Origin of the sequence: Cupriavidus campinensis (assembly GCF_905397395.1) — a bacterium.
Taxonomy (GTDB): domain Bacteria; phylum Pseudomonadota; class Gammaproteobacteria; order Burkholderiales; family Burkholderiaceae; genus Cupriavidus; species Cupriavidus campinensis.
In genome coordinates this window covers 52,400-75,351 of the sequence record NZ_CAJPVH010000019.1, presented here as the reverse complement: position 1 = coordinate 75,351, position 22,952 = coordinate 52,400, and the positions used below count along the sequence as shown (strand labels likewise).

The 22,952-nt window shown below is 66.8% G+C and carries 21 protein-coding genes; 13 read left to right on the top strand and 8 right to left on the bottom strand.

All coding sequences use genetic code 11. The annotated features are described in order from the left end of the window. Positions 1–24: 24 nt before the first annotated feature. Positions 25–1,287 (top strand): Zn-dependent hydrolase, encoded by a 1,263-nt coding sequence (locus KHO18_RS13405; protein WP_211943350.1) that lies wholly within the window; start codon positions 25–27, stop codon positions 1,285–1,287. A 22-nt stretch (positions 1,288–1,309) separates the two neighbouring features. Here KHO18_RS13405 and KHO18_RS13400 read toward each other — a convergent pair whose 3' ends face one another. Beyond that, a complete protein-coding gene (locus KHO18_RS13400; protein ID WP_244844778.1) occupies positions 1,310–1,627 on the bottom strand; it encodes a hypothetical protein in 318 nt (105 codons plus the stop codon). A gap of 331 nt (positions 1,628–1,958) precedes the next feature. Here KHO18_RS13400 and ompR point away from each other — a divergent pair, with 331 nt between their 5' ends. The 6 genes from ompR to KHO18_RS13370 all read left to right on the top strand — a co-directional run bounded on the left by ompR (position 1,959) and on the right by KHO18_RS13370 (position 7,767). Further along, positions 1,959–2,681 (top strand): osmolarity response regulator transcription factor OmpR, encoded by a 723-nt coding sequence (gene ompR, locus KHO18_RS13395; protein WP_006576352.1) that lies wholly within the window; start codon positions 1,959–1,961, stop codon positions 2,679–2,681. A gap of 25 nt (positions 2,682–2,706) precedes the next feature. Next, complete coding sequence (locus tag KHO18_RS13390; protein ID WP_149136161.1) at positions 2,707–4,056, top strand: ATP-binding protein; 1,350 nt, start codon at positions 2,707–2,709, stop codon at positions 4,054–4,056. 158 nt (positions 4,057–4,214) lie between these two features. Beyond that, positions 4,215–5,513: an MFS transporter gene (gene tcuC / locus KHO18_RS13385; RefSeq protein WP_211943349.1), complete on the top strand. Its 1,299-nt coding sequence runs from the start codon at positions 4,215–4,217 to the stop codon at positions 5,511–5,513. Positions 5,514–5,813: 300 nt separating this feature from the next. Beyond that, complete coding sequence (locus KHO18_RS13380; RefSeq protein WP_092292963.1) at positions 5,814–6,362, top strand: peroxiredoxin; 549 nt, start codon at positions 5,814–5,816, stop codon at positions 6,360–6,362. A gap of 124 nt (positions 6,363–6,486) precedes the next feature. Next, a complete protein-coding gene (locus KHO18_RS13375; protein WP_092292961.1) occupies positions 6,487–7,008 on the top strand; it encodes a carboxymuconolactone decarboxylase family protein in 522 nt (173 codons plus the stop codon). A gap of 189 nt (positions 7,009–7,197) precedes the next feature. Then, entirely contained in the window at positions 7,198–7,767 is a 570-nt protein-coding gene (locus tag KHO18_RS13370; RefSeq protein WP_144195721.1) for a GNAT family N-acetyltransferase, read from the top strand. 13 nt (positions 7,768–7,780) lie between these two features. Here KHO18_RS13370 and ispF read toward each other — a convergent pair whose 3' ends face one another. Both ispF and ispD read right to left on the bottom strand, forming a co-directional pair. After that, the gene (gene ispF, locus KHO18_RS13365) at positions 7,781–8,287 is read right to left on the bottom strand and encodes a 2-C-methyl-D-erythritol 2,4-cyclodiphosphate synthase (protein ID WP_144195723.1); all 507 of its coding nucleotides are present in this window, start codon (positions 8,285–8,287) and stop codon (positions 7,781–7,783) included. A 21-nt stretch (positions 8,288–8,308) separates the two neighbouring features. Further along, positions 8,309–9,061 carry a 2-C-methyl-D-erythritol 4-phosphate cytidylyltransferase gene (ispD, locus tag KHO18_RS13360; protein ID WP_186296743.1) on the bottom strand — a complete coding sequence of 251 codons (753 nt, stop codon included), beginning with the start codon at positions 9,059–9,061 and terminating at the stop codon, positions 8,309–8,311. 171 nt (positions 9,062–9,232) lie between these two features. Here ispD and mfd point away from each other — a divergent pair, with 171 nt between their 5' ends. From mfd to KHO18_RS13330, 6 genes are all read left to right on the top strand, one after another. After that, a complete protein-coding gene (mfd, locus tag KHO18_RS13355; RefSeq protein WP_211943348.1) occupies positions 9,233–12,682 on the top strand; it encodes a transcription-repair coupling factor in 3,450 nt (1,149 codons plus the stop codon). 45 nt (positions 12,683–12,727) lie between these two features. Beyond that, positions 12,728–13,942, top strand: a complete 1,215-nt coding sequence (gene argE, locus KHO18_RS13350) for an acetylornithine deacetylase (protein ID WP_144195727.1) — start codon at positions 12,728–12,730, stop codon at positions 13,940–13,942. 90 nt (positions 13,943–14,032) lie between these two features. After that, positions 14,033–14,887, top strand: coding sequence for a phosphoserine phosphatase SerB (gene serB / locus KHO18_RS13345; protein ID WP_144195729.1), 855 nt, complete (start codon positions 14,033–14,035; stop codon positions 14,885–14,887). A 172-nt stretch (positions 14,888–15,059) separates the two neighbouring features. Further along, positions 15,060–15,368: a hypothetical protein gene (locus tag KHO18_RS13340; protein WP_144195730.1), complete on the top strand. Its 309-nt coding sequence runs from the start codon at positions 15,060–15,062 to the stop codon at positions 15,366–15,368. Beyond that, the gene (locus tag KHO18_RS13335; RefSeq protein WP_144195732.1) at positions 15,365–15,655 is read left to right on the top strand and encodes a DUF4175 domain-containing protein; all 291 of its coding nucleotides are present in this window, start codon (positions 15,365–15,367) and stop codon (positions 15,653–15,655) included. The genes KHO18_RS13340 and KHO18_RS13335 overlap by 4 nt, the downstream gene beginning before the upstream one ends. A 10-nt stretch (positions 15,656–15,665) precedes the next feature. Beyond that, on the top strand, positions 15,666–17,297 hold the full coding sequence (locus KHO18_RS13330) for a PepSY-associated TM helix domain-containing protein (protein ID WP_144195734.1): 1,632 nt from the start codon (positions 15,666–15,668) through the stop codon (positions 17,295–17,297). A gap of 48 nt (positions 17,298–17,345) precedes the next feature. Here the strand turns inward: KHO18_RS13330 and KHO18_RS13325 are convergent, their stop codons facing one another. The 5 genes from KHO18_RS13325 to phaR all read right to left on the bottom strand — a co-directional run bounded on the left by KHO18_RS13325 (position 17,346) and on the right by phaR (position 22,743). Continuing rightward, on the bottom strand, positions 17,346–18,557 hold the full coding sequence (locus KHO18_RS13325; RefSeq protein WP_144195736.1) for a cystathionine beta-lyase: 1,212 nt from the start codon (positions 18,555–18,557) through the stop codon (positions 17,346–17,348). A 98-nt stretch (positions 18,558–18,655) separates the two neighbouring features. Further along, a complete protein-coding gene (locus KHO18_RS13320) occupies positions 18,656–19,267 on the bottom strand; it encodes a hypothetical protein (RefSeq protein ID WP_144195738.1) in 612 nt (203 codons plus the stop codon). A gap of 32 nt (positions 19,268–19,299) precedes the next feature. Further along, positions 19,300–20,484: a beta-ketothiolase BktB gene (gene bktB / locus KHO18_RS13315; protein WP_211943347.1), complete on the bottom strand. Its 1,185-nt coding sequence runs from the start codon at positions 20,482–20,484 to the stop codon at positions 19,300–19,302. A gap of 103 nt (positions 20,485–20,587) precedes the next feature. Continuing rightward, on the bottom strand, positions 20,588–21,979 hold the full coding sequence (gene rimO / locus KHO18_RS13310; protein WP_313816700.1) for a 30S ribosomal protein S12 methylthiotransferase RimO: 1,392 nt from the start codon (positions 21,977–21,979) through the stop codon (positions 20,588–20,590). Between the two features lie 212 nt (positions 21,980–22,191). Further along, positions 22,192–22,743, bottom strand: a complete 552-nt coding sequence (phaR, locus tag KHO18_RS13305; protein WP_144195742.1) for a polyhydroxyalkanoate synthesis repressor PhaR — start codon at positions 22,741–22,743, stop codon at positions 22,192–22,194. Positions 22,744–22,952 lie beyond the last annotated feature (209 nt).

Sequence of the window (22,952 nt, the reverse complement as noted above, 5' to 3'; positions counted from 1 at the left end):
CTGACCCCGCTCCCGCTCCAAACCATGACTACCGCACTTGCCTCGCTCGGCCAATCCATCCTCGACCGCGCCGCCGCGCTCGCCGCCCACTCCGATATGGAGGACGGGCTGACCTGCGCGTACCTCACGCCGGCGCATCGCCGGGCGCAGGCGCAGCTGGTGCAGTGGATGGAGGCCGCCGGCATGGCAGTGCGCGTGGACGCCATCGGCAATGTGATTGGCCGGTATGCGGCCGATCCGGCCGTGGCCGCGCCGAAGGTGCTGATGACCGGCTCCCACTTCGACACCGTGCGCAACGGCGGGCGGTATGACGGGCGGCTCGGCATCCTGCTGCCGATTGCGGTGGTGGGCGCGCTCAACGCGGCGGGTATCCGGCTGCCGTATCACTTCGAGATCGTCGGCTTCGCCGAGGAGGAAGGGCTGCGCTTCAAGACCAGCTTCCTGGCCAGCAGCGTGCTGGCGGGCCGCTTCGACCCGGCCCTGCTGGACCGCGCGGACCCGGACGGCGTAACCATGCGCGAGGCGCTGGCCCAGTCCGGCCTGCCCGGCGCCGGCAGCCTGGACGCCCTGCGCGCCGCGGCGGTCGATCCGGCCACGCTGGCGGGGTTCGTCGAAGTGCATATCGAGCAGGGCCCGGTGCTGCTGAACCGCGACCTGGCGCTCGGCATCGTCACCCAGATCGCGGGCAGCAGCCGTTTCCAGGTGCGCGTGGAGGGGCTGGCCAGCCATGCCGGCACCACGCCGATGGACATGCGGCGCGATGCCGCCGCCGGCGCCGCCGAGATGATCCTGCTGGTGGAGTCGCGCTGCGCGCAGGTGCCGACGCTGGTCGGCACGGTGGGCCAGCTCCAGGTGCCGAATGGCTCCAGCAACGTGATTCCGGCCGCGTGCGTGTTCTCGATGGACATCCGCGCCGGCGAGGACGGCATCCGCGAAGCCGCCATCACCGACATCGTGATGGGCATCGAGCGGATCGCGGCGCGCCGTGGCCTGACCGCCACCGTCGAACGGGTCACGCCGGTCAACAACGCGCCGTGCGCGCGCTGGCTGATGGATCAGTTCGGCGCGGTACTGCGCAAGCGCGGGCTGGAGGCCTTCGAGCTGCCGTCCGGCGCCGGCCATGACGCGATGATGATGCAACGCATGACCGACGTGGCGATGCTGTTCGTGCGCTGCGGCAACGGCGGTATCAGCCACAACCCGCTGGAAACCATCACCGTGGAAGATGCCCAGCTGGCAGCCGAGGTATTCGTGGATTTCCTGCGACATTTCCGGCCGCAGGACTGACCGATAGCGGGAAACCGGGCGGTCAGCCGCCCTCGTACATCTCGCGGCCGAGGTCGTGGAGATTCTTGCGCAGGGTCTTGCGCTCGTCGGGCGAAAGCTTGGGATGCCCGCCCGGCGGGCCCTGGCGGCCGGCACGGTCGGCCATGTCGCGCTCCGTACGGTACTTTTCGGCACGGGTGCGGGCCTCGCGCTGGTCCAGGCGCTCCCCGCCGCCCGGCTTGCCCGGCACGGCGGGGGTGGGCGCACCGCCGCTGGCGTGGCCCGGCTGGCCGGGGCGAAGCAGTTGCGCCATGCCCGCCGACTGCGCCTGCGCAAGCGCTGGCAGCAGTACGATGAGCATGGCCGCGCCGGCATGGCAAGCCGCCCGCGCGCACGCCGTGCGGTGCAGGGTATGTCCGTGCCGGTTTTGCTTCACTTTCATTGGATAATGGCGATCTTGACAGTGGTCGCACATCCGCCTGGAGGACGACGCAGGCACTATGCCAACGCCTTCGTCAGAGAGATGGGACGCCCCTTGGTCACCGTGAATTCCCGTCGCGCCAAATCGGCATCGGGATACGGTCTGCGGAGTGTAATTGCACAAAAGATGCACGCCGCCATACCACAGGGTAAAGTATGTAACGTTTTGTTAAGCCATTTTGAGCGAAAGCGTAAGTCGCTAAGATACCGCCATGGAAAATACCAGCCACAAGATTCTCGTCGTGGACGACGACCCGCGCCTGCGTGACCTGCTGCGCCGCTACCTTGGCGAGCAGGGGTTCACGGTGCTGGTGGCGGAAAACGCCACCGCCATGAACAAGCTCTGGCTGCGCGAGCGGTTTGACCTGCTGGTGCTGGACCTGATGATGCCGGGCGAGGATGGCCTGTCCATCTGCCGCCGCCTGCGCGGCGCCAACGACCAGACCCCGATCATCATGCTGACCGCCAAGGGCGAGGACGTGGACCGCATCGTCGGCCTGGAAATGGGCGCCGATGACTACCTGCCCAAGCCGTTCAACCCGCGCGAGCTGATCGCGCGCATTCACGCCGTGCTACGCCGCAAGGGCCCCGCCGAAGTGCCGGGCGCCCCGTCGGAGACGCCCGAGACCTTCGCCTTCGGCGATTTCGTGCTGAACCTGGCCACCCGCACGCTGACCAAGAACGACGAGGAAATCACGCTCACCACGGGCGAGTTCTCGGTGCTCAAGGTGTTCGCGCGGCATCCGCGCCAGCCGCTCTCGCGCGAGAAGCTCATGGAAATGGCCCGCGGCCGCGAATACGAAGTATTCGACCGCAGCCTGGACGTGCAGATCTCGCGCCTGCGCAAGCTCATCGAACCGGACCCGGGCAACCCCCGCTTCATCCAGACGGTCTGGGGCCTGGGCTACGTCTTCATTCCCGATGGCGTGAAGTAGTCCCGGTTCGTCCGCAGTCAGCATCGTGGCGACCGCTCTCGGCCGTACCGCAACGCGGTTCTTTGGTTCGCTGTTCTGGCGCACCTTCATGCTGATCGCCCTCCTGCTGGCGATCTCGCTGGGGATCTGGTTCCAGAGCTACCGGCTCTTCGAACGCGCGCCGCGCGCCCAGCAGATCGCCATGCAGGTGGTCAGCGTGGTCAAGCTCACGCGCGCGGCCCTGCTCTATTCCGACCCGGCGCGGCGGCGTTTCCTGCTGCTCGACCTGGTGCAGAACGAGGGCATCAAGGTCTATCCGCGCGAGAAGGACGACGACTTCGCCGCGCCCACCGCCAACCCCTTCCTGACCCAGCTGGTGCAGCAGGAGATTCGCGGGCGGCTGGGCGAGGACACCGTGCTCGCCACCACCGTCAACGACATTCCGGGCGTGTGGGTCAGCTTCGAGATCGAGGGGGACGACTACTGGGTCGCCATCAGCCCGGAGCGCTTCGAGCGCGTGCCGGGCATCCAGTGGCTGTGGTGGAGTATCGCCGCGCTGCTGCTGTCGATCATCGGCGCGGCCTTCATCACGGCGCGCGTGAACTACCCGCTCAAGCGGCTGGCCAACGCGGCGCGCCAGATCGGCACGGGCGGCGATCCGCCGCCGCTGCGCGAGCACGGCGCCAGCGAGGTGGCCCAGGCCAACCGCAGCTTCAACCAGATGGTGCGGGACCTGCGCCAGCTCGACGACGACCGCGTGGTCATGCTGGCCGGCATCTCCCACGACCTGCGCACCCCGCTCACCCGGCTGCGGCTCGAGACCGAGATGTCGCCGGTGGACAACATCACGCGCGACGCCATGATCGCCGACATCGAGCAGATGGACGCCATCATCGGCCAGTTCCTCAACTACGCCCGCCCCGGCCAGGAAATGGTGGAGCCGGTGGATCTCTCCGCGCTGGTGCAGGACGCCGTGGGCGTCTATGCGGCGCACGACGATGTGCGCGTGCACGTGCGCGCCAACGGCCCGGTCATGGCGGTGGCCAACCGCATGGAGATCCAGCGCATCCTGGACAACCTGGTGGAGAACGCGCGCCGCTACGCCAAGGACGAGGAAAGCGGCATGGCCGAGGTGGAGATCTCCACCCGGCTCGATGACAAGGATGCCGTGCTGACCGTGGCGGACAACGGCCCCGGCGTGCCCGATGCGCAGCTCTCGCTGCTGACGCGCCCGTTCTACCGGCTCGACAGCGCCCGCAGCGAGGCCAAGGGCGCGGGGCTGGGCATGTCCATCGTCAACCGCATCCTCCAGCGTAACGGCGGGCGGCTGGTGCTGGCCAATCGGCCGCCGCCCAAGACCGGGCTGGTGGTGCGCGCCTGCTTCCGGCGCGCATGATGGGGCACTCCCCGCCCCGGCTGACAGGTTTTCGACAGCATTTGATAGCAGATTGAAAGGCAGTTGACAGGGCATTGACAGCCCGGCGGCGCACACTGGCGGCCATTGCGATCCCACAACATGTCGCCGGCCGCACCGGCGCTGACCGAGAGACAGCCATGTCCAGCACCGCCTCCGCGCCGGCTTCCCAGCACAGCGCCCGTACCGTGTTCCGCGTCGTCAGCGGCAACTTCCTCGAAATGTACGATTTCATGGTGTACGGCTTCTACGCCGCCGCCATCGCCCGTACGTTCTTCCCGAGCGGCAACGAATTCGCCTCGCTGATGCTCTCGCTGGCCACCTTCGGCGCCGGCTTCCTGATGCGTCCGCTCGGCGCCATCATTCTCGGCGCCTACATCGACCACCACGGCCGCCGCAAGGGTCTGATTCTCACGCTGATCCTGATGGCGATGGGCACGCTGCTGATTGCGCTGGTGCCCGGCTACGCGTCGATCGGCGTGGCCGCCCCGCTGCTGGTGCTGGCGGGCCGGCTGCTGCAGGGGTTCTCGGCCGGCGTGGAACTGGGCGGGGTATCGGTCTACCTGGCCGAGATCGCCAAGCCGGGCCAGAAAGGCTTCTACGTGGCGTGGCAGTCGGCCAGCCAGCAGGTGGCGGTGATCTTCGCCGGGCTGCTGGGCGTGATCCTGCACGCCACGCTGGCGCCGGCACAGATGGACAGCTGGGGCTGGCGCGTGCCGTTCCTGGTCGGCTGCCTGATCGTGCCGTTCCTGTTCATGATCCGGCGCTCGCTGGAGGAAACCGAAGCCTTCCGCACCCGCAAGCACCAGCCGACCATGCGCGAGATCTACCGCTCGATGCTCGACAACTGGGGCATCATCCTCGCCGGCTGCATGATGGTGGTGATGACCACGGTGTCGTTCTACATGATCACCGCCTACACGCCGACCTTCGGCAAGACCGTGCTCAAGCTTGGCGACGTGGACAACCTCGTCGTGACGATGTGCGTGGGGCTCTCCAACTTCATCTGGCTGCCGCTGATGGGCGCCGTCTCCGACCGCGTGGGGCGCAAGCCGCTGCTGGTGATCTTCACCATCGCCACCCTGCTCACCGCCTACCCGGCCGTGTCCTGGCTGGTGGCCGAGCCCTCCTTCGGCCGCCTGCTGATGGTGGAACTGTGGCTCTCGTTCCTGTACGGCAGCTACAACGGGGCGATGGTGGTCACGCTGGCCGAGGTGATGCCGCCGGCGGTGCGCACGGCGGGCTTCTCGCTGGCCTACAGCCTGGCCACGGCGCTGTTCGGCGGCTTCACGCCGGCCATCTCCACCTACCTGATCCACGAAACCGGCAACAAGGCCGCGCCGGGCCTGTGGCTGACGTTCGCCGCCGCCTGCGGGCTGGTGGCCACGCTGGTCATCTTCCGCACGCGCCGCCTGCAGGGCGCCCTGCGCGCCGCCTGATACGTACGGCCTGATACGGCCCCGACCCGATCGCCGCCACAAGATGAAACTTTTGTGGCGGCTTTCGTCATGTGCGTCCGCACATGGCATACTCGCCATTCGTCTTTGGCGCGCGCTGTGCAGGGAAAGGCCGATGCCTATCGGTCTCTTTGAGACAATCAATTGGCCCTGCGCGTATCGGACAGGTCATAATCTGGCTTTGTTGCGATGCCGTATCGTGGCGTTCTGCAGTCCCGTGCTGCCCCACCCCGCCCGGCGTGTCGCGTGCGTTACTCTGTTCAACCGTATCAGGAGAAGTTGATGAAGACCGTTGGTGACAAGATCGAATCGTTCCAAATCGTTGGCGTGAAGCCGGGTTTCAACAACCACGAAGAGAATGGCCAGTCGGCTTTCGAAGACATCACCGAGAAGTCGTTCGAAGGCAAGTGGAAAATCATCTACTTCTACCCGAAGGACTTCACCTTCGTCTGCCCGACCGAAATCGTGGCCTTCGCCAAGCTGAACGACGACTTCGCCGATCGCGACGCGATCGTGCTGGGCGGCTCGACCGACAACGAATTCGTGAAGCTGGCATGGCGCCGTGAACACAAGGACCTGAACAAGCTGAACCAGTGGCAGTTCGCCGACGTGACCGGCTCGCTGGTGGACCAGCTTGGCGTGCGTGACAAGGCTGCCGGCGTGGCCCTGCGCGCCACGTTCATCGTCGATCCGGACAACGTGATCCAGCACGTGTCGGTGAACAACCTGAACGTCGGCCGTAGCCCGGACGAAGTCCTGCGTATTCTGGACGGCCTGCAAACGGACGAGCTGTGCCCGTGCAACCGCGCTGTCGGCGGCGCCACGCTGTAATTTGTTTGACCTGCCAACCGCCCTGCCCGGGCGGACCGGCGCGCGCGGAAGTGGCCGATACGGCGCTTCCGCGTCAAAGCCCGCAAATGCGGGTTTTTTGAGCCCTGGACGATAGGAGAAATAAATGGAATTCCTCAGCACGATTAAGAACCTGATTCCCGACTACGCGAAGGACATCCGCCTGAATGTGGATGGCACGATCGCGCGCTCGTCGCTGGAAGGCAATGACGCCGTGGGCGTGGCACTCGCCGCCGCCTTCGCCGCCAAGAGCAAGATCATCGTCGATGCCATCCGCAATGCGAACGTGCTGTCGCCCGAGGAAGTCACCGCCGCCCAGACGGCTGCGGCGCTGATGGGCATGAACAATGTCTGGTATCCGTACATCGAGATGGCCGAGGACCCGGACCTGTCGAGCCAGCCCGCCGGCCTGCGCATGAACGCCTACGCTACCCATGGTGGCGTGGACAAGCGCCGCTTCGAGATGTACGCACTGGCCGCGTCGATCATCGGCAAGTGCCATTTCTGCGTGAAGTCGCACTATCAGTTGCTGAAGACCGAGCAAGGCATGAGCGCGCAGCAGCTGCGCGACGTGGGCCGCATCGCCGCCGTGATCGGGGCTGCCGCCAACGTGATCGCCGCCGAATAAGGCTTGCCGGGCAGGCATTGCCCGCGTGGCCGGGAAGACCTGCCGCCACCGCAAGGGGCGGCAGGTTTTTTTCTTCGATGTCAATACGCTGGGCGGCATGTTGTCTGACACGCAAACAGGCGATCGGGAACCATGCACTTGTGCCTCGACCGGCCTACAATCCACGCAAGGACACGGATACCAGAGGCCATGAGTACCTTGCCTTCGCATACCTCCCCCCGTTTTCGCTTCCGCCTGGCGGCAGCGTACGACTGGGGCGACATCGCCGCGGTCACGCAGCAAGCCTATGGGCAATACGAGCTTGCGATCATGGAAGATTGCCGCGCCTCGTTCCAGCGCGGCATGCAGTCCGTGCTGGCCGCCAAGGACAATCCCGACATGGAATGGTGGGTCGCCGAGAGCGACCACGGCATCAGCGGCGCCGTGCTGTTCTGCCATCCGGGCGCCACGCTGCCCGCGCTGGACGACAGCACCGTGACGCTGACGCAGCCCGAGGCACGGCTGCTGTCGGTCAGCCCGCAGGCGCGTGGCCAGGGGCTGGGACATCGGCTGATGCAGATCTGCATCCAGCGGGCGCGGGATATCGGCGCCAGTACGCTGGTGGTGCGCACCATGCCCGAGATGGCCTCCGCCAACAAACTGTGCCAGCAGATGGGCTTCCAGAAGCGGACCGAAGCCGGCGCTCGCAGCGGCGCCATGGCGCGCCTGAACGACTACACCTTCGCGATCCTGCCCGAGGACGCACCGCCCCCCGTCTGACCGCGCAGTTTCTTCAATCCTGGGCGTCGCCAGTCTTGCGGTAGATCAGCACCGCGGCCTGCGCGACGATGCCCTCTTCGCGGCCTTCGAACCCCAGCTTCTCGTTGGTCTTCGCCTTCACGTTACAGCGCGTGACGGGCAGGCCAAGGTCTTCCGCGAGATTCGCCACCATGCCGCCGATATGCGGCGCCAGTTTTGGCTTTTGTGCGATGACCGTGGCATCCACGTTGCCGATCTCGAAACCGGCCTCTCGCACCCGCCGGGCCGCCTCGCGCAACAGCACGCGGCTGTCGGCACCGGCGAAATTCGGGTCCGTATCGGGAAAATGCCGGCCGATGTCACCCAATGCGGCGGCACCGAACAGCGCGTCGGTCACGGCGTGCAGCAGCGCGTCGGCATCGGAATGGCCGAGCAGGCCACGGTCATGCGGAATGTCCACGCCACCCAGGATCAGCTTGCGGCCCGGCACCAGGGCGTGTACGTCATAGCCCTGGCCAATGCGGATATCGAACGGATTCAATGCGACTCCTCTGAAAAATGCTTAACGGTCGGCCGGCGAGGCTGCCGGCGCGAGCAGGATGTCCGCCAGCGCGAAATCCTCGGGGTAGGTGACCTTGAAATTGCGCAGCGAGCCGTTGACCAGGCGCGGATGCAGGCCCAGGCGCTCGATCGCGCTGGCCTCGTCGGTCACCACGGCGCCGGCGGCCAGCGCCTCCTGCAGCGCCTGGCGCAGTACACCCACGCGGAACATCTGCGGCGTCTGCGCCTGCCAGAGGCCCTCGCGCGGCACCGTGGAGCCGATCCGCACGCCAACCTGGGTGCCTGCGTCCGCCCGCTTGAGCGTATCGGGCACCGGCACCGCCAGAATGCCGCCGATGGCCGCATCGGCCTCGTCGTCGGCCTCCACGGCGCGGATCAGCGTGTCGATCATGGCCGGGGTCAGCCCCGGGCGGGCGGCGTCGTGCACGAGCACCCAGTCGCTGTCCGTGGCGCCGAGCTGGGCCAGGTGATGCAGGCCGGCCAGCACCGAGGCGTGGCGCGTATCGCCGCCCACGAAGGCGGTATCGAAGCGCAGCCCCGCGAACGCCTCCGCGCCGAAGCGGGATTCCAGCGGCATGTCGTCCGGCGCCAGCACCAGCGCGGTGGCGCTGATGCGCTCGCAGGCGGAAAAGGCGGCCAGCGCGTGCCAGATCATCGGGTGGCCGGCCACGGTCTGGTATTGCTTGGCGACGTGGCCGCCGGCGCGGCTGCCGGTACCGGCACAGGGAATGAGGGCGAAGCGGCGAGCAGACACAGGATCGTGGGGCGAAGTCAGAATAAGACGGGCGGCGAACCGGCCGGTGCGCATTCTATAATACGGCCCTTGTCCACCGCCACGGAGTTCCGTTCCGGGGCCGGACCATGATGACGCACCCCCGCCCGCGCTGCCGGCGGGGCGCCGTCGTTTCGATCGCCCTTGCTGCCAATGCCTGACATCCACGCTGTCACATCCTTCGCCAACCTGTCGCTGGTCAAGCCCGGCATGCGTCACGCGGTGGCCGGCCTGACCGGCTCCGCCGACGCCCTGCTGGTGGCCGCCTACGCGCGCCAACACCAGGGCGCGCTGCCGATGCTGGCGGTGATGTGCGCCAACGCCACCGACGCCCAGCGCCTGGCCGAGGAAATCCCGTGGTTCGCGCCCGAATTGCGCGTGCGGCTGCTGCCAGACTGGGAAACGCTGCCCTACGACAGCTTCTCGCCGCACCAGGACCTGGTATCCGAGCGGCTGGCCACGCTGCACGACATCCAGACCGGCCAGTGCGACGTGATGCTGGTACCCGCCTCCACCGCGCTCTACCGGCTGGCGCCGCCGGCCTTCCTGGCCGCGTACACCTTCTTCTTCAAGCAGGGCGAGAAACTCGACGAAAGCGCGCTCAAGGCCCAGTTCACGCTGGCCGGCTACGAGCACGTCAGCGCGGTAATGCGCCCCGGCGAGTACAGCGTGCGCGGCGGGCTGATCGACCTCTTCCCGATGGGCTCGGCCCTGCCGTACCGGATCGACCTGTTCGGGGACGAGATCGAGACCATCCGCGCGTTCGACCCGGACACCCAGCGCAGCCTGTACCCGGTGAAGGAAGTGCGCCTGCTGCCGGGACGCGAGTTTCCGCTCGACGAAGCCGCCCGCACCGCCTTCCGGGGCCGCTGGCGCGAGGTGTTCGAGGGAGATCCGACCAAATCGCCGATCTACAAGGACATTGGCAACGGCGTGCCGTCTGCCGGTATCGAGTACTACCTGCCGCTGTTCTTCGAGGAGAGCGCCACCCTGTTCGACTACCTGCCCGCCGGCACACAGCTGGCCTTCGCGGGCAATATCGACGAGGCGATCCGCCGTTTCTGGGCCGATACCACCCAGCGCTACACCTTCATGCGGCACGACCGCGAACGCCCGCTGCTGCCGCCGGCGGACCTGTTCCTGTCCGAGGAGCAGTTCTTCGTGGCCGCCAAGCCGCTGGCGCGCGTGGTGCTGCAGCGCGAGGCCACGGCCGAGCAGAGTCCGTTCTCGGCCGCCCTGCCCGATGTCTCGGTCAACCGCCGCGCCGAAGACCCCTTGGTCAACCTCGAAGCCCTGCTGCTGAACAAGGCCACGCGCGTGCTGATGTGCGCCGACTCTGCCGGCCGGCGCGAGACGCTGATGCAGCTCTTCGCCGAGAGCGGCCTGCGCCCGCAGCCCGTGGATGACTTCGCCGCCTATCTGGCCGGCGACGCGCATTTCTCGATCGCCGTGGCGCCGTTGCAAAGCGGCTTTGCGCTGCCGCGGGCGCAACTGGCCTTCGTGACCGAGGCCGAACTCTACGCCGGCACCGCGCGCCGCACGGGCCGCCGCAAGCAGGAGCAGGCCAGCGCCGTCGATTCGATGGTGCGCGACCTCGCCGAACTGAAGATCGGCGACCCCGTGGTGCATAGCGAGCACGGCATCGGCCGCTATCAGGGGCTGGTGACGATGGACCTGGGCCAGGGCGAGGAGGAATTCCTGCACCTGGACTACGACAAGGGCAGCAAGCTGTATGTGCCGGTGCACCAGTTGCATGTGATCTCGCGCTACTCGGGCGCCGATCCGGAGTCCGCGCCGCTGCACCACCTGGGCTCGGGCCAGTGGGACAAGGCCAAGCGCCGCGCCGCGCAGCAGATCCGCGACACCGCCGCCGAGCTGCTCAACCTGTACGCGCGGCGCGCCTTGCGCCAGGGCTTTGCCTTCCCGCTACAGCCCAAGGACTACGAGACCTTCGCCGAAAGCTTCGGTTTCGAGGAGACCCCGGATCAGGCCGCCGCCATCGCCGCCGTGATCGCGGACATGACCTCGGGCAAGCCGATGGACCGGCTGGTCTGCGGCGACGTAGGTTTCGGCAAGACCGAAGTGGCCCTGCGCGCCGCCTTCGTGGCCGTGCTCGGCGGCAAGCAGGTGGCCATGCTCGCGCCGACCACGCTGCTGGCGGAGCAGCACTTCCAGACGCTGTCCGACCGCTTTGCCGAATGGCCGGTGCGCATCGTGGAGCTGTCGCGCTTCAAGACCAGGAAGGAGATCGACGCGGCCATCAAGCAGATCAACGAAGGCACCGTCGATATCGTCATCGGCACGCACAAGCTGCTCTCCGACGACGTGAAGTTCCAGCGCCTGGGCCTGGTCATCATCGACGAGGAACACCGCTTCGGCGTGCGCCAGAAAGAGGCGCTCAAGACACTTCGCGCCGAGGTGGATGTGCTGACGCTCACCGCTACCCCCATCCCGCGCACGCTGGGCATGGCGCTGGAGGGCCTGCGCGACTTCTCGGTCATCGCCACGGCGCCGCAGAAGCGGCTGGCAATCAAGACCTTCGTGCGACGCGAGGAAGACGGCGTGATCCGCGAGGCCATCCTGCGCGAGCTGAAGCGCGGCGGGCAGGTCTACTTCCTTCATAACGAGGTCGAGACCATCGAGAACAAGCGCGCCCGGCTGATGGAACTGGTGCCCGAGGCGCGTATCGCCGTGGCCCATGGCCAGATGCACGAGCGCGAGCTGGAGCGCGTGATGCGCGACTTCGTGGCGCGGCGTGACAACATCCTGCTCTGCACGACGATTATCGAAACCGGCATCGACGTGCCGACCGCCAACACCATCCTGATCCACCGCGCCGACAAGTTCGGCCTGGCCCAGCTGCACCAGCTGCGGGGCCGCGTGGGCCGCTCGCACCATCAGGCCTATGCCTACATGCTGGTGCATGACGTGGACGGCCTGACCAAACTGGCGCAGCGCCGGCTGGAGGCCATCCAGCAGATGGAGGAACTCGGCTCCGGCTTCTACCTCGCCATGCACGACCTGGAAATCCGCGGCGCGGGCGAGGTGCTGGGCGACAAGCAATCGGGCGAAATCCATGAAATCGGCTTCCAGCTGTACACGGACATGCTCAACGCCGCCGTGAAGGCACTCAAGGCGGGCAAGGAGCCGGACCTGATGGCCCCGCTGCAGGTGACCACCGAGATCAACCTCGGCACGCCGGCGCTGCTGCCGAACGACTATTGCGCCGATGTGCACGAACGCCTGTCGCTCTACAAGCGGCTGGCCAATTGCGAGACGGCCGAGAGCGTGGACAACATCCAGGAGGAGCTGATCGACCGCTTCGGCCGCCTGCCGCCGCAGGCGCAGGCGCTGGTGGAGACGCACCGGCTGCGCATCGCCGCCGTGCCGCTGGGCGTGCGCAAGATCGATGCGGGCGAGGCCAGCATCAGCATGCAGTTCGTGCCGAACCCGCCGATCGACGCCATCCGCATCATCGACCTCGTGCAGAAGAACCGCCATATCAAGCTGGCCGGACAGGACAAACTGCGCATCGAGGCCAAGATGCCCGATGTGGCCGTGCGCGCCCAGACCATCAAGCACACGCTGCGCCAACTGGCGTGACGGTGTAGCATCGCTTCCTTGACGAATCAATCATCTTTCCGCCCCATGCCTGCCCACGCCAACGCCCAATCTTCCGCCACCGCAGCCAAGCCGCGCGGCAGCGCGCTCGACTGGACCCAGCGGCTGGTGTCTTACGACACCACGTCGCGCCATTCGAATCTCGGCCTGATCGAGGCCGTGCGCGACCACTTCCTGGCCAAGGGGCTGCGGCCGCATCTGAGCTACAACCCGCAGGGCGACAAGGCCAACCTGTTCGTGACCGTGCCGGCGGCCAATGGCGCCACCGACGGCGGCATCGTGCTGTCCGGCCACACCGACGTGGTGCCGGTAGACGGCCAGAACTGGACCACCGACCCGTTCAAGCCCGTGATCCGCGACGGCAAGCTTTATGGGCGGGGCACCTGCGACATGAAAGGCTTCATCGGCACCAGCCTGGCGCTGCTGCCAACCATCCTGGAAGCCAGGCTGCGCGAGCCGGTGCACTACGCGCTGTCGTTCGACGAGGAGATCGGCTGCATGGGCGCGCCGTATCTTCTGGCCGAATTGCGAGACCGTGGCGTGCGGCCGGGCGGCTGCATCGTCGGCGAGCCGACCAGCATGCGCGTGATCGTGGCGCACAAGGGCATCAACGCCTACCGCTGCTGCGTGAAGGGCCAGGCCGCGCATTCGTCGCTGACGCCGAAGGGCGTGAACGCCATCGAATACGCGGCGCGGCTGATCTGCTTCATCCGCGACATCGCCGATGAATTCAAGGCCAACGGCCCGTACGACCAGGCCTTCGACGTGCCGTTCACGACGGCCTCCACCGGCACGATCCAGGGTGGCATCGCGCTGAACACCATCCCGGCGCTGTGCGAGTTCGTGTTCGAGTTCCGCAACCTGCCGGGCGTCGATCCCGAGGCGATCTTCGCGCGAATTCAGGAATATGCGAATGGCGTGCTGCTGCCGAAGATGCGCGCCGAGCATGCGGACGCGGGGCTGACGCTGGCGAAGATTGCCGCCGCGCCGTCGCTCGACGCCGCCGAGGCCGACGCCATCACGCAACTGGTGCGCGCGCTGACCGCTGACCGGGACACCAACAAGGTGGCCTATGGCACCGAGGCCGGCCTGTTCCAGCGCGCCGGCATCCCGGCCGTGGTCTGCGGCCCCGGCGACATCCAGCAAGCCCACAAGCCGGACGAGTTCGTCGCGCTCGACCAGCTGGAAGCGTGTGAGGCCTTCCTGCACAAGGTGGTGGACAGCCTGCGCGTGGCCGCCTGAGCTGCTTGAGCGTTTGAGCAGGAAGGCGGTGCGCTTACAATATCGCCTTCCTCGCTTTGCGCGCCCCGCCCCGACTTCCCCCCTGCCGTCATGCCCCTGATTCTCCAGAGCCTGTCCCCGCTGTCGCCCGCCGATCTCGACGCCATCCGCCCCATCGCCGACGCCTCCGCCTTCACGCTGCGCGCGGCCAACGTCGCGGCCGCCGACGACTGCGCCCCGCTGACGCCCGCGTTGCATAAAGCGCTGGACGAAGCCTGCGGCCCGCGCGGCATCGACTGGGCTGTGGTGCCGGCCGGGCGCAAGCTCTCGGACTTCCGGCTGGTGGCCATGGACATGGACTCGACGCTGATCACGATCGAGTGCATCGACGAAATTGCCGACTTTTGCGGACTGAAGGCCGAGGTTTCGGCCATCACGGAAGCCGCCATGCGCGGCGAGATCACCGATTTCAACGAAAGCCTGCGTCGCCGCGTGGCCCTGCTCAAGGGGCTGGATGCGAGCGTGCTGGACCGCGTCTACGCGGAGCGCCTGCGCCTGTCTCCGGGTGCGGAGCGGATGTTGCAGACGGTGCAGGCACTTGGCATGCGCACACTGCTGGTGTCAGGCGGCTTTGTCCACTTCACCGACCAGCTCAAGCCGCGCCTGAAGCTGGACTTCACGCGCGCGAACACGCTGGAGATTGTCGACGGCAAGCTCACCGGGCAGGTGGTCGGCGAAATCGTCAATGCGGACGTCAAGGCACGCACGGTGCGTGGGGTCTGCGAGCAGATCGGCGCCGATGTGTCGCAGGCCATCGTCATGGGCGACGGCTCGAACGACCTGAAGATGATGGCCGTGGCCGGCCTCTCCGTCGCCTTCCGCGCCAAACCGGTGGTGCGCGCGCAGGCCAGCGTCGCGTTCAACCACGTCGGCCTGGACGGCCTGCTGAACCTCTTCCCGCACTAAATCCCTCCTCTTGCCCGCCCGGAATCTGGCTCCGGGCGGCGCCCGCATCGCATTTCCCCTGGTTTTTCGTCCCTTTTCGGCGGCCGAACTGTAACGCAACGTATTGATTTCCTTGTGAAAACAAATGCGAATCATTACTATTCGGTATTCCAACCATTCCGATGTCGCTCGCATGCAAGCGTTCGCTGTATTGCTAGGACTGGCGGCGGCTGCGTGCCTGTATCTCGCCGCGCCGAACCAGGTTCTCTTTGTCACCGCCGGCGGTGAAGGCCGCGCACCCCTGCCGCCCCGGCTGCTGGGCTGGCTCGGCGTGCTGCTGACCATCGCCAGCGCCTGGACCATGAGCGTGCCCGAGGGCTGGCCGGTGGCCATCGCGGCCACGCTGGTCACGTTGACCTGCAGCCTGTCCCTGTGGCCGTTCATCGGCACCTGGGCCCACCATCGCCGCGGGCTGCACCGCCGGGAAGGGAGCGCAGCATGATGGGCACGAAATGGCTTGCCGGGACACTGCTGGGCCTGCCCCTGGCCATCGCGCTGTGCACGCTGGGCATCCTCTGGCTGCCAGGCGGCTGGCATGGCGGCGTGGTAGCGGCGGTGCTGCTCAGCTTCGTCGGCTGGGTAACGCTGATCAGCCTGAGCCTGCTGTTCCGCACCAGCGCGGCCGCGTGGCTCTGGCTGGGCGGCGCCAACCTGATCTGCTTCGGCGTCCTGTGGGCGCTGCGCCTGACGAACACCATGCCCGCCGCGTCCGCGCTGGCCGGGTCGTGAGGACCTCCCCATGAAACCCAATACCCTCCGCCTCTACCAGACGCTGCATACCTGGGTTGGCCTGATGGCCGGCTGGGCGCTGTTCATCGCCTTCTTCGCGGGCGCCATCACGGTTTTCCACCACGAGCTGCACATCTGGCAGAACCCGGCCCGCCTGGAAGGCCGCAACGCCACCGAGGTGCACGTCGATGGCCCGGCCGTCGACGCCTTCGTCCAGAAACTGGTGGCCGTGCATCCGGATGCCGCCGCCAGCGTCTACGTGTCGCTGCCGAGCAAGGAAGAGCCGGACTTCAACGCCTACTGGCAGGACAAGACCGGCGCGTGGCACACCATGAACGGCACGGCCCTGAACGGCGACGCCGCCGCACAGCGCGACACCTCGCTCGACCGTGTCACCGGGGAGCTGTCGGCGTTCCTGAACTCGCTGCACTACTCGCTCGGCCTGGGCCTGAACGGCACGTACTTCATGGGCATCATCTCGGTGCTGTACGGGCTGGCGCTGGTGTCCGGCGTGCTGCTGCACCTGCCGCGCCTCAAGAAGGACCTGTTCGCGGTGCGGCCGGGCCGCAACCTGAAACGGTTCTGGATGGACACGCACAACGTGGTCGGCCTGTTCAGCCTGCCGTTCCACATGGTGTTCGCGGTCACGGGGGCGTTCCTGTGCCTGTCGCTGGTCATGGTGATGGTGTTCAACATGCTCACCTTCAACGGCAAGCTGATGGAACAGGTGCCCACCGCGATTGCGGCCACGCCGGAAATGACGGCCGCCGGCCGGGCCTCGCCGACCATGCCGGCGGCGCAGCTGCTGGCCATCGCACGCGAGCACGGCGGCGAGCGCTTCACGCCGGAGGCCATCCGCTTCCAGCGCTATGGCGATGCCAATGCCGTGGCCGAAGTCCGTGGCGACAGCGAGCGGGCGCTGGGCAATGGCGGCTCCGTGGGCATCCACGCGGCGGCCAACGAGCCGAACGCCGGCAAGCTGATCGCCAACCAGACCCCCGGCGCGCGTGACACCAATCACACGCTGTATAGCGGCATCTTCGCACTGCACTACGGCACCTACGGCGACCTGCCCGTGCGGATCGTCTACCTGCTGGCGGGCCTGGCGGGTGCGTTCCTGTTCTACTCGGGCAACCTGCTGTGGATCGAGTCGCGCCGCAAGACGCGCCAGGCCGAGCAGCCGCGCGTGCATCGCCTGCTGGCGCAGGCCACGGTGGGCGTGTGCATCGGCACCTGTATCGGCGTGGCGCTGTGCTTCCCGGCCGCGCTGCTGTGGCCCGAGCGCGCCGTGAGCTATGTGTTCTGGCCGGTGTTCCTGCTGGCGGTGGGCTGGTCGCTGGTGCGTCCGCCCGTGCGGGCGGCCGTCGAGCTGCTCTATGTGGCAGCACTGGCCTCGCTGACCGTGCCGCTCGCCAATGCCCTGCTGACCGGCGACCACTTCATCGTGGCCGCCCTGCACGGGCGCTGGGGCGTGGCTGGCTTCGATATCGGCGCCATCGCGCTGGCGGTGGGCTACGTGGTGCTGGCCCGTGCCACGCAGCGGCGTGCGCACAACGGCCCGGCGGAATCGGTCTGGGCGCTGCGTCCGGCCACACCCGAGCAGGCCGCGCAACCGGCCCTGCGCAAGGCCGACGCGTCTTGATGTGCCGGCGTCTCTCTCCATCGGGGAGAGACGCCTTCTGCTTTCCCCTCAGCGCAAGTGCTGTTCCATCGCCTGCTTCAAGTCCGCGATCAGGTCGCGTGAATCTTCCAGGCCGATGTAGAGCCGCACCAGTTCCCCCGCATTCTCCCAGCCAGCCGGCGGCCACGTGCCCGCCGGACGCATGGTGTCCACGTGGTACGGCACGGCCAGGCTGTGCGCCCCGCCCCACGACCAGCCAATCGCATACAGCTTCAGGGCCTCGACGAAGGCGTCCACCTGCTCGCGCCCAAAACGGCTGTGCAGGATGATCGAGAACAGCCCGCTCGCACCGGTGAAGTCGCGCCGCCATTCGGCATGGCCGGGGCAATCGGGCAGCGCGGGATGGAGCACGCGCGTCACCTCGGGCCGCTTGGTCAGCCATTCGGCAATCTCGCGCGCGGACCGGTCATGCGCGGCCAGCCGCACCGGCATGCTTGCCATGCCGCGCAGGACCAGGAAGCAGTCATCGGCGGACACGCCCCAGCCCATCACCATGCGCGTGCGCTTGAGGCGGTTGTGGAGCGATTCGTCGGCCGTGATCACGGCGCCCATCAGCACGTCGCTGCCGCCCGACTGGTATTTGGTCAGTGCCTGCACCGAGATGTCGATACCCTTCGCGAACGGCTGGAAGTAGACGCCCGCCGACCAGGTATTGTCGATGGCCGTGAGCACGCCGCGCGCCTTGGCGGCCGCGACAATGGCCTCGGTATCGGGCACTTCCATCGTCACCGAGCCCGGCGCCTCGAGCCAGATCAGCTTGGTGTTGGGCCGGATCATCGACGCGATGCTGGCACCCGCCATGGGGTGGTAGTAGCGCACGCTCACGCCGAATTCGCGGGCCAGCCATTCGCCATGGTCGCGATTGGGGCCGTAGACGTTGTCCGGCACGAGCACGTCGTCGCCGGATTTCAGGAACGCGAAATAGACCAGCGAGATGGCGCCCATGCCGGACGGCAGCAGCAGGGTATGCCGGCCCCCTTCGATCTGGGCAAGCTGCTGGCACAGCGCCTCGCTGGTGGGCGTGGCGTGCAGGCCGTAGCGCCAGTAGGTCTTCGTGGGGTCGCCATAGGCGCGCAATTCGTCCAGATTGCGGAAGACCACGGTCGAGCCGCGATAGGTCGGCGTGGAAAACGAGTCGAAGCCCGGCGCGATGTCGAGTTCGGGCTGGACAGCCAGCGTCTGGAGGTAGCGGGAGGCGTCGGATTGGGAACGGTCGGACACGGCGAAATCCTCGTTTGCGGAAGGTCGGATCAGACGTCCGAGCTTACCAGCAAATGCCGGGCTGGCCGAGAGGCCACCGTCACCGCGCCTGATCTGGCTCAGCGCGAGTTGCCGATCGAGATCGAGGATTTCGGCACGGGCGGCGCATAGGTGACGCCGCTGCTGGGCCGCATGTCGAATGGCGGAATAACGAGGTAGCCGCCAAGCGGGCGGATGAAGAACGGCAGCACGATGGCCGGGTTGAAGGCGTCGGTCCAGGTGCCGCTCACCGCGCCGCTCTGGTCGATGCGGCCTTCCCAGTTGCCCGAGACGCGCGTGCCGTCATCGGACTCTTCCATCAGGAAGGCGCCTTCGTTCCATTCGCCAGACAACAGGCGCACACCGCCCTTGCCGTCGCCGGAGGCGTACTCGCCCTGCAGGCTGTCGCGGGTATCGGTCTTGGGGCCGACGCGCAGCCGCACTTGTTTGTCGCCGACATTGCCGACGTAGACCGGGAACTTCGCGTACTCGGAGCGCGGCGCCAGCGAGCCGACCGGGCCCGAGGACAGCGACGTCCCGCGCCGGGCTTCCCCAGCGCGGATGGCCTCGTTGATGCCGAGACTGCCCTGCCCGCCCTGCCCACCTGTTGACAACGACTCGCTGCCAGCCGCCTGGGCGGCCAGCGGAACGAACACCGCGAACGCGGCAACAACGGTCAGGCGGAAAGGCATCGGACGCAGCAAGGCAAACCCCGGATCAGGACTCAGATACGCTCAAAGATAGCAGCAATGCCCTGGCCACCGCCAATGCACATCGTCACGAGCGCATAGCGGCCCTGCACGCGTTGCAGTTCGTGCACAGCCTTGACGGTAATCAGCGCGCCGGTCGCACCAATCGGATGGCCCAGCGAGATCCCCGAGCCGTTCGGGTTGACCTTGGCCGGATCGAGGCCGAGCGCCTTGGTCACGGCGCACGCCTGGGCAGCGAAGGCCTCGTTGGCCTCGATCACATCGAGATCCTTGACCGACAGGCCGGCGCGTTCGAGCGCGATCCTGGTGGCCGGCACCGGGCCGATACCCATGGTCTTAGGGTCCACGCCGGCGTGGCCGTAGGACACCAGGCGCGCCAGCGGCTTCAGGCCACGGCGCTCGGCTTCGGCGCGCTCCATCAGCACCACGGCGGCCGCCGCGTCGTTCAGACCCGACGCATTGCCCGCCGTCACCGTGCCGTTTTCCTTGACGAAGACCGGCTTGAGCTTGGTCATGTCGTCGATGGTGGCGTCGTGGCGAACGTGCTCGTCGGTGTCGAACACGACATCGCCCTTGCGGGACTTCAGCGTGACGGGAACGATCTGGTCCTTGAAATGACCGGCCTTGATGGCAGCCGACGCGCGGCGGTGCGACTCCAGCGCAGCCTCGTCCTGCTGGGCGCGCGAGATGTCGTACTCCTTGGCCACGTTCTCGGCCGTCACGCCCATGTGGATGGCGTGGAACGGGTCGTGCAGCGCGCCGAGCATCATGTCGACGAGCTTGGCATCGCCCATGCGCGCGCCCCAGCGCGCCATCGGCGCCAGGTACGGCGCGCGGCTCATGCTCTCCGCGCCACCGCCGATGGCCACGTCGGCATCGCCGAGCAGGATGGACTGGGCGGCGCTGACGATGGCCTGGAGGCCCGAACCGCAGAGACGGTTCACAGTCAGTGCGGGGGCGTTGATCGACACCCCGCCGTTCACGGCCGCCACGCGGCCCAGGTACATGTCTTTAGGTTCGGTCTGGATCACATTGCCGAATACCACGTGGCCGACGTCGTCGCCGGACACGTTGGCGCGGGCCAGTGCCTCGCGCACGACCAGCGCGCCCAGATCGGTCGGGGCCACGTCCTTCAGGCTGCCGCCGAAGGTGCCGATTGCGGTGCGCACACCGCTGACAACCACCACTTCACGCGTCATGTCTTGTCTCCATGAGTTCATGTTGCGGCGCACAGTATAGTCCCGGCCACCCCAAAACGAACGACCGTACTTTTACCTAATGTCCCGGGCCCGGCAGTGACGTTTAAACCACTTCACCCCACAGATCGTGGCCATCGGCGCCGGTAATCTTCACGTGGACGAAGTCGCCGGTCTTGTAGCGTTGCGACGGCTTCGCGGCCGGGTCGATATAGACCAGACCGTCGATCTCGGGCGCATCGGCGGACGACCGGCCCACGCCGCCATCCTGGTTCACCTCGTCCACCAGCACGCGCAGCGTCTGGCCGACCTTGCGTTGCAGGCGGCGCGCGGAAACTTCCTCGGCCACCTCCATGAACCGCGCGCGGCGCTCGTCACGTACCTCGTCCGGCAGCGCGCCGGGCAGGTCGTTCGCGGTGGCGCCGTCCACGGGCGAATAGGCGAAGCAGCCCACGCGGTCCAGCTCGGCTTCGGCGATGAAGTCGAGCAGCGTCTGGAACTCTTCCTCGGTCTCGCCCGGGAACCCGGCGATGAACGTGCTGCGGATGGTCAGCTCGGGGCACATCTCGCGCCAGGCGCGAATGCGATCCAGCGTCTTTTCGGCATTGGCCGGGCGCTTCATGCGCTTGAGCACGTCCGGGTGGGCGTGCTGGAGCGGCACGTCGAGGTACGGCAGCACGTTGCCCTGCGACATCAGCGGAATAATCTCATCCACGTGCGGGTACGGGTACACGTAGTGCAGGCGCACCCAGGCGCCGTACTGGCTGGCCAGTTCGCCCAGCGCGCCGACCAGTTCGGTCATGCGGGTCTTGAGCGGGCGGCCATTCCAGAAGCCGGTGCGGTACTTCACGTCCACGCCATAGGCGCTGGTGTCCTGCGAGATCACCAGCAGCTCCTTGACGCCCGACTTGAACAGGTTTTCAGCCTCCAGCATCACTTCCGCCACCGGACGCGAGACCAGATCACCCCGCATCGACGGGATGATGCAGAACGAGCAGCGGTGATTGCAGCCTTCGGAAATCTTCAGGTAGGCGTAATGCTTGGGCGTGAGCTTGATGCCGGCCGGCGGCACGAGGTCCGTGAACGGATCGTGCGGCTTGGGCAGGTGCGTGTGGACGGCCTGCATGACCTCCCCCAGCGCATGCGGGCCGGTCACGGCCAGCACCTTCGGGTGAACCGACGAGACGATGTCGTGCCCGGCCGCATCCTTCTTGGCGCCCAGGCAACCCGTGACGATGACCTTGCCGTTCTCGGCCAGGGCCTCGCCGATGGCGTCCAGGCTCTCTTGCACGGCTTCGTCGATGAAGCCGCAGGTGTTCACCACGACCAGATCGGCATCGTTATAGGTACCGCTGATCGCGTAGCCTTCGGCGCGCAACTGGGTCAGGATCTGCTCGGAATCCACCAGCGCCTTCGGACAGCCCAGGCTGACAAACCCCACGCGGGGCAAATTGGCTACGCCGGCCGCGTAAGCCGTTGATTTTTCGTCACTTTTCACTTGTACTTCCTGACTGCGTCTTGTGGGGGCCGGCGCAAGGCCGAAGGTGGGGCGAATTTTAACCCAGGGCGGGCGATTGGGCGTCGTGATGCAGAAGCGGGAGCCACTCGCTTCATGACAAACGACATCGCCGCGGGCGCCCCAATAAAGGCGCGCGCGGCGATGGGGGAATCCGGACGACCGGCGGGCCGGCCTGGGTGTGCCTCGGTGGCTTACTTCTTTTCCTGCTGGTTGAACGGGAACGTGCCGAACATGTTCTTGGCCTGGTTCTGCATCTGTTCCTGCATCTGCACGAACAGGTTCTTGCTCTGCTCGATGTAGTTGCTCATCATGCCCTGCATCATCGGGCCCTGCATGTTCATGAACTGCGACCACATGTCCGGGCTGAAGGCCTCGCCCGAGTAGAGGCCCTTCGAGTTCTCGGCCAGCTTGTTCTGGATGTCGATGAACGCCTGGATGTTCTTTTCCAGGTAGGTGCCCATCATGCCCTGCATGGCATGTCCGTAGAAGCGGATGATCTGCGACAGCATGGCGCTCGAGAACATCGGCACGCCGCCGGTTTCCTCTTCCAGGATGATCTGCAGCAGGATGCTGCGCGTCAGTTCGTCGCCGGACTTGGCGTCCACGACCTTGAATTCCTCGGAATCCATGACCAGCTGCTTGACGTCCGCGAGCGTAATGTAGGTGCTGGTCTGCGTGTCGTAGAGCCGGCGATTCGGGTATTTCTTGATCAGTCGCTCTGCGCCTTTTTTGGTCGTGGCCATCGGTGCTCTATCCTTTGTCGTCGCTGATGCATGGGGTGCGCATCTGCTGCTGCGCGCTGCTGCACCGCATGCGATGCACTGCGCAATCGGGGGCGCCCGCGCCGCGCTCTAGTTTGGTGCCGGGGGCGCCGCTGACCTGATTCTATGCTCAAGAAAGCACTAAGAAAAGCCACCCCGATTAAGGAAAACCCGCAGCATCGTATGCAAAA

Excerpts from the sequence above, each read along its gene's own strand:
- KHO18_RS13330 (WP_144195734.1), top strand. The coding sequence starts at position 15,666 with ATGAAACCCAATACCCTCCGCCTCTACCAGACGCTGCATACCTGGGTT.
- mfd (WP_211943348.1), top strand. The coding sequence starts at position 9,233 with ATGCCTGACATCCACGCTGTCACATCCTTCGCCAACCTGTCGCTGGTC.
- serB (WP_144195729.1), top strand. The coding sequence starts at position 14,033 with ATGCCCCTGATTCTCCAGAGCCTGTCCCCGCTGTCGCCCGCCGATCTC.
- ompR (WP_006576352.1), top strand. The coding sequence starts at position 1,959 with ATGGAAAATACCAGCCACAAGATTCTCGTCGTGGACGACGACCCGCGC.
- KHO18_RS13335 (WP_144195732.1), top strand. The coding sequence starts at position 15,365 with ATGATGGGCACGAAATGGCTTGCCGGGACACTGCTGGGCCTGCCCCTG.
- KHO18_RS13405 (WP_211943350.1), top strand. The coding sequence starts at position 25 with ATGACTACCGCACTTGCCTCGCTCGGCCAATCCATCCTCGACCGCGCC.
- KHO18_RS13340 (WP_144195730.1), top strand. The coding sequence starts at position 15,060 with ATGCAAGCGTTCGCTGTATTGCTAGGACTGGCGGCGGCTGCGTGCCTG.
- argE (WP_144195727.1), top strand. The coding sequence starts at position 12,728 with ATGCCTGCCCACGCCAACGCCCAATCTTCCGCCACCGCAGCCAAGCCG.
- KHO18_RS13400 (WP_244844778.1), bottom strand. The coding sequence starts at position 1,627 with ATGCTCATCGTACTGCTGCCAGCGCTTGCGCAGGCGCAGTCGGCGGGC.
- tcuC (WP_211943349.1), top strand. The coding sequence starts at position 4,215 with ATGTCCAGCACCGCCTCCGCGCCGGCTTCCCAGCACAGCGCCCGTACC.
- phaR (WP_144195742.1), bottom strand. The coding sequence starts at position 22,743 with ATGGCCACGACCAAAAAAGGCGCAGAGCGACTGATCAAGAAATACCCG.
- KHO18_RS13380 (WP_092292963.1), top strand. The coding sequence starts at position 5,814 with ATGAAGACCGTTGGTGACAAGATCGAATCGTTCCAAATCGTTGGCGTG.
- KHO18_RS13370 (WP_144195721.1), top strand. The coding sequence starts at position 7,198 with ATGAGTACCTTGCCTTCGCATACCTCCCCCCGTTTTCGCTTCCGCCTG.
- bktB (WP_211943347.1), bottom strand. The coding sequence starts at position 20,484 with ATGACGCGTGAAGTGGTGGTTGTCAGCGGTGTGCGCACCGCAATCGGC.
- KHO18_RS13320 (WP_144195738.1), bottom strand. The coding sequence starts at position 19,267 with ATGCCTTTCCGCCTGACCGTTGTTGCCGCGTTCGCGGTGTTCGTTCCG.
- KHO18_RS13375 (WP_092292961.1), top strand. The coding sequence starts at position 6,487 with ATGGAATTCCTCAGCACGATTAAGAACCTGATTCCCGACTACGCGAAG.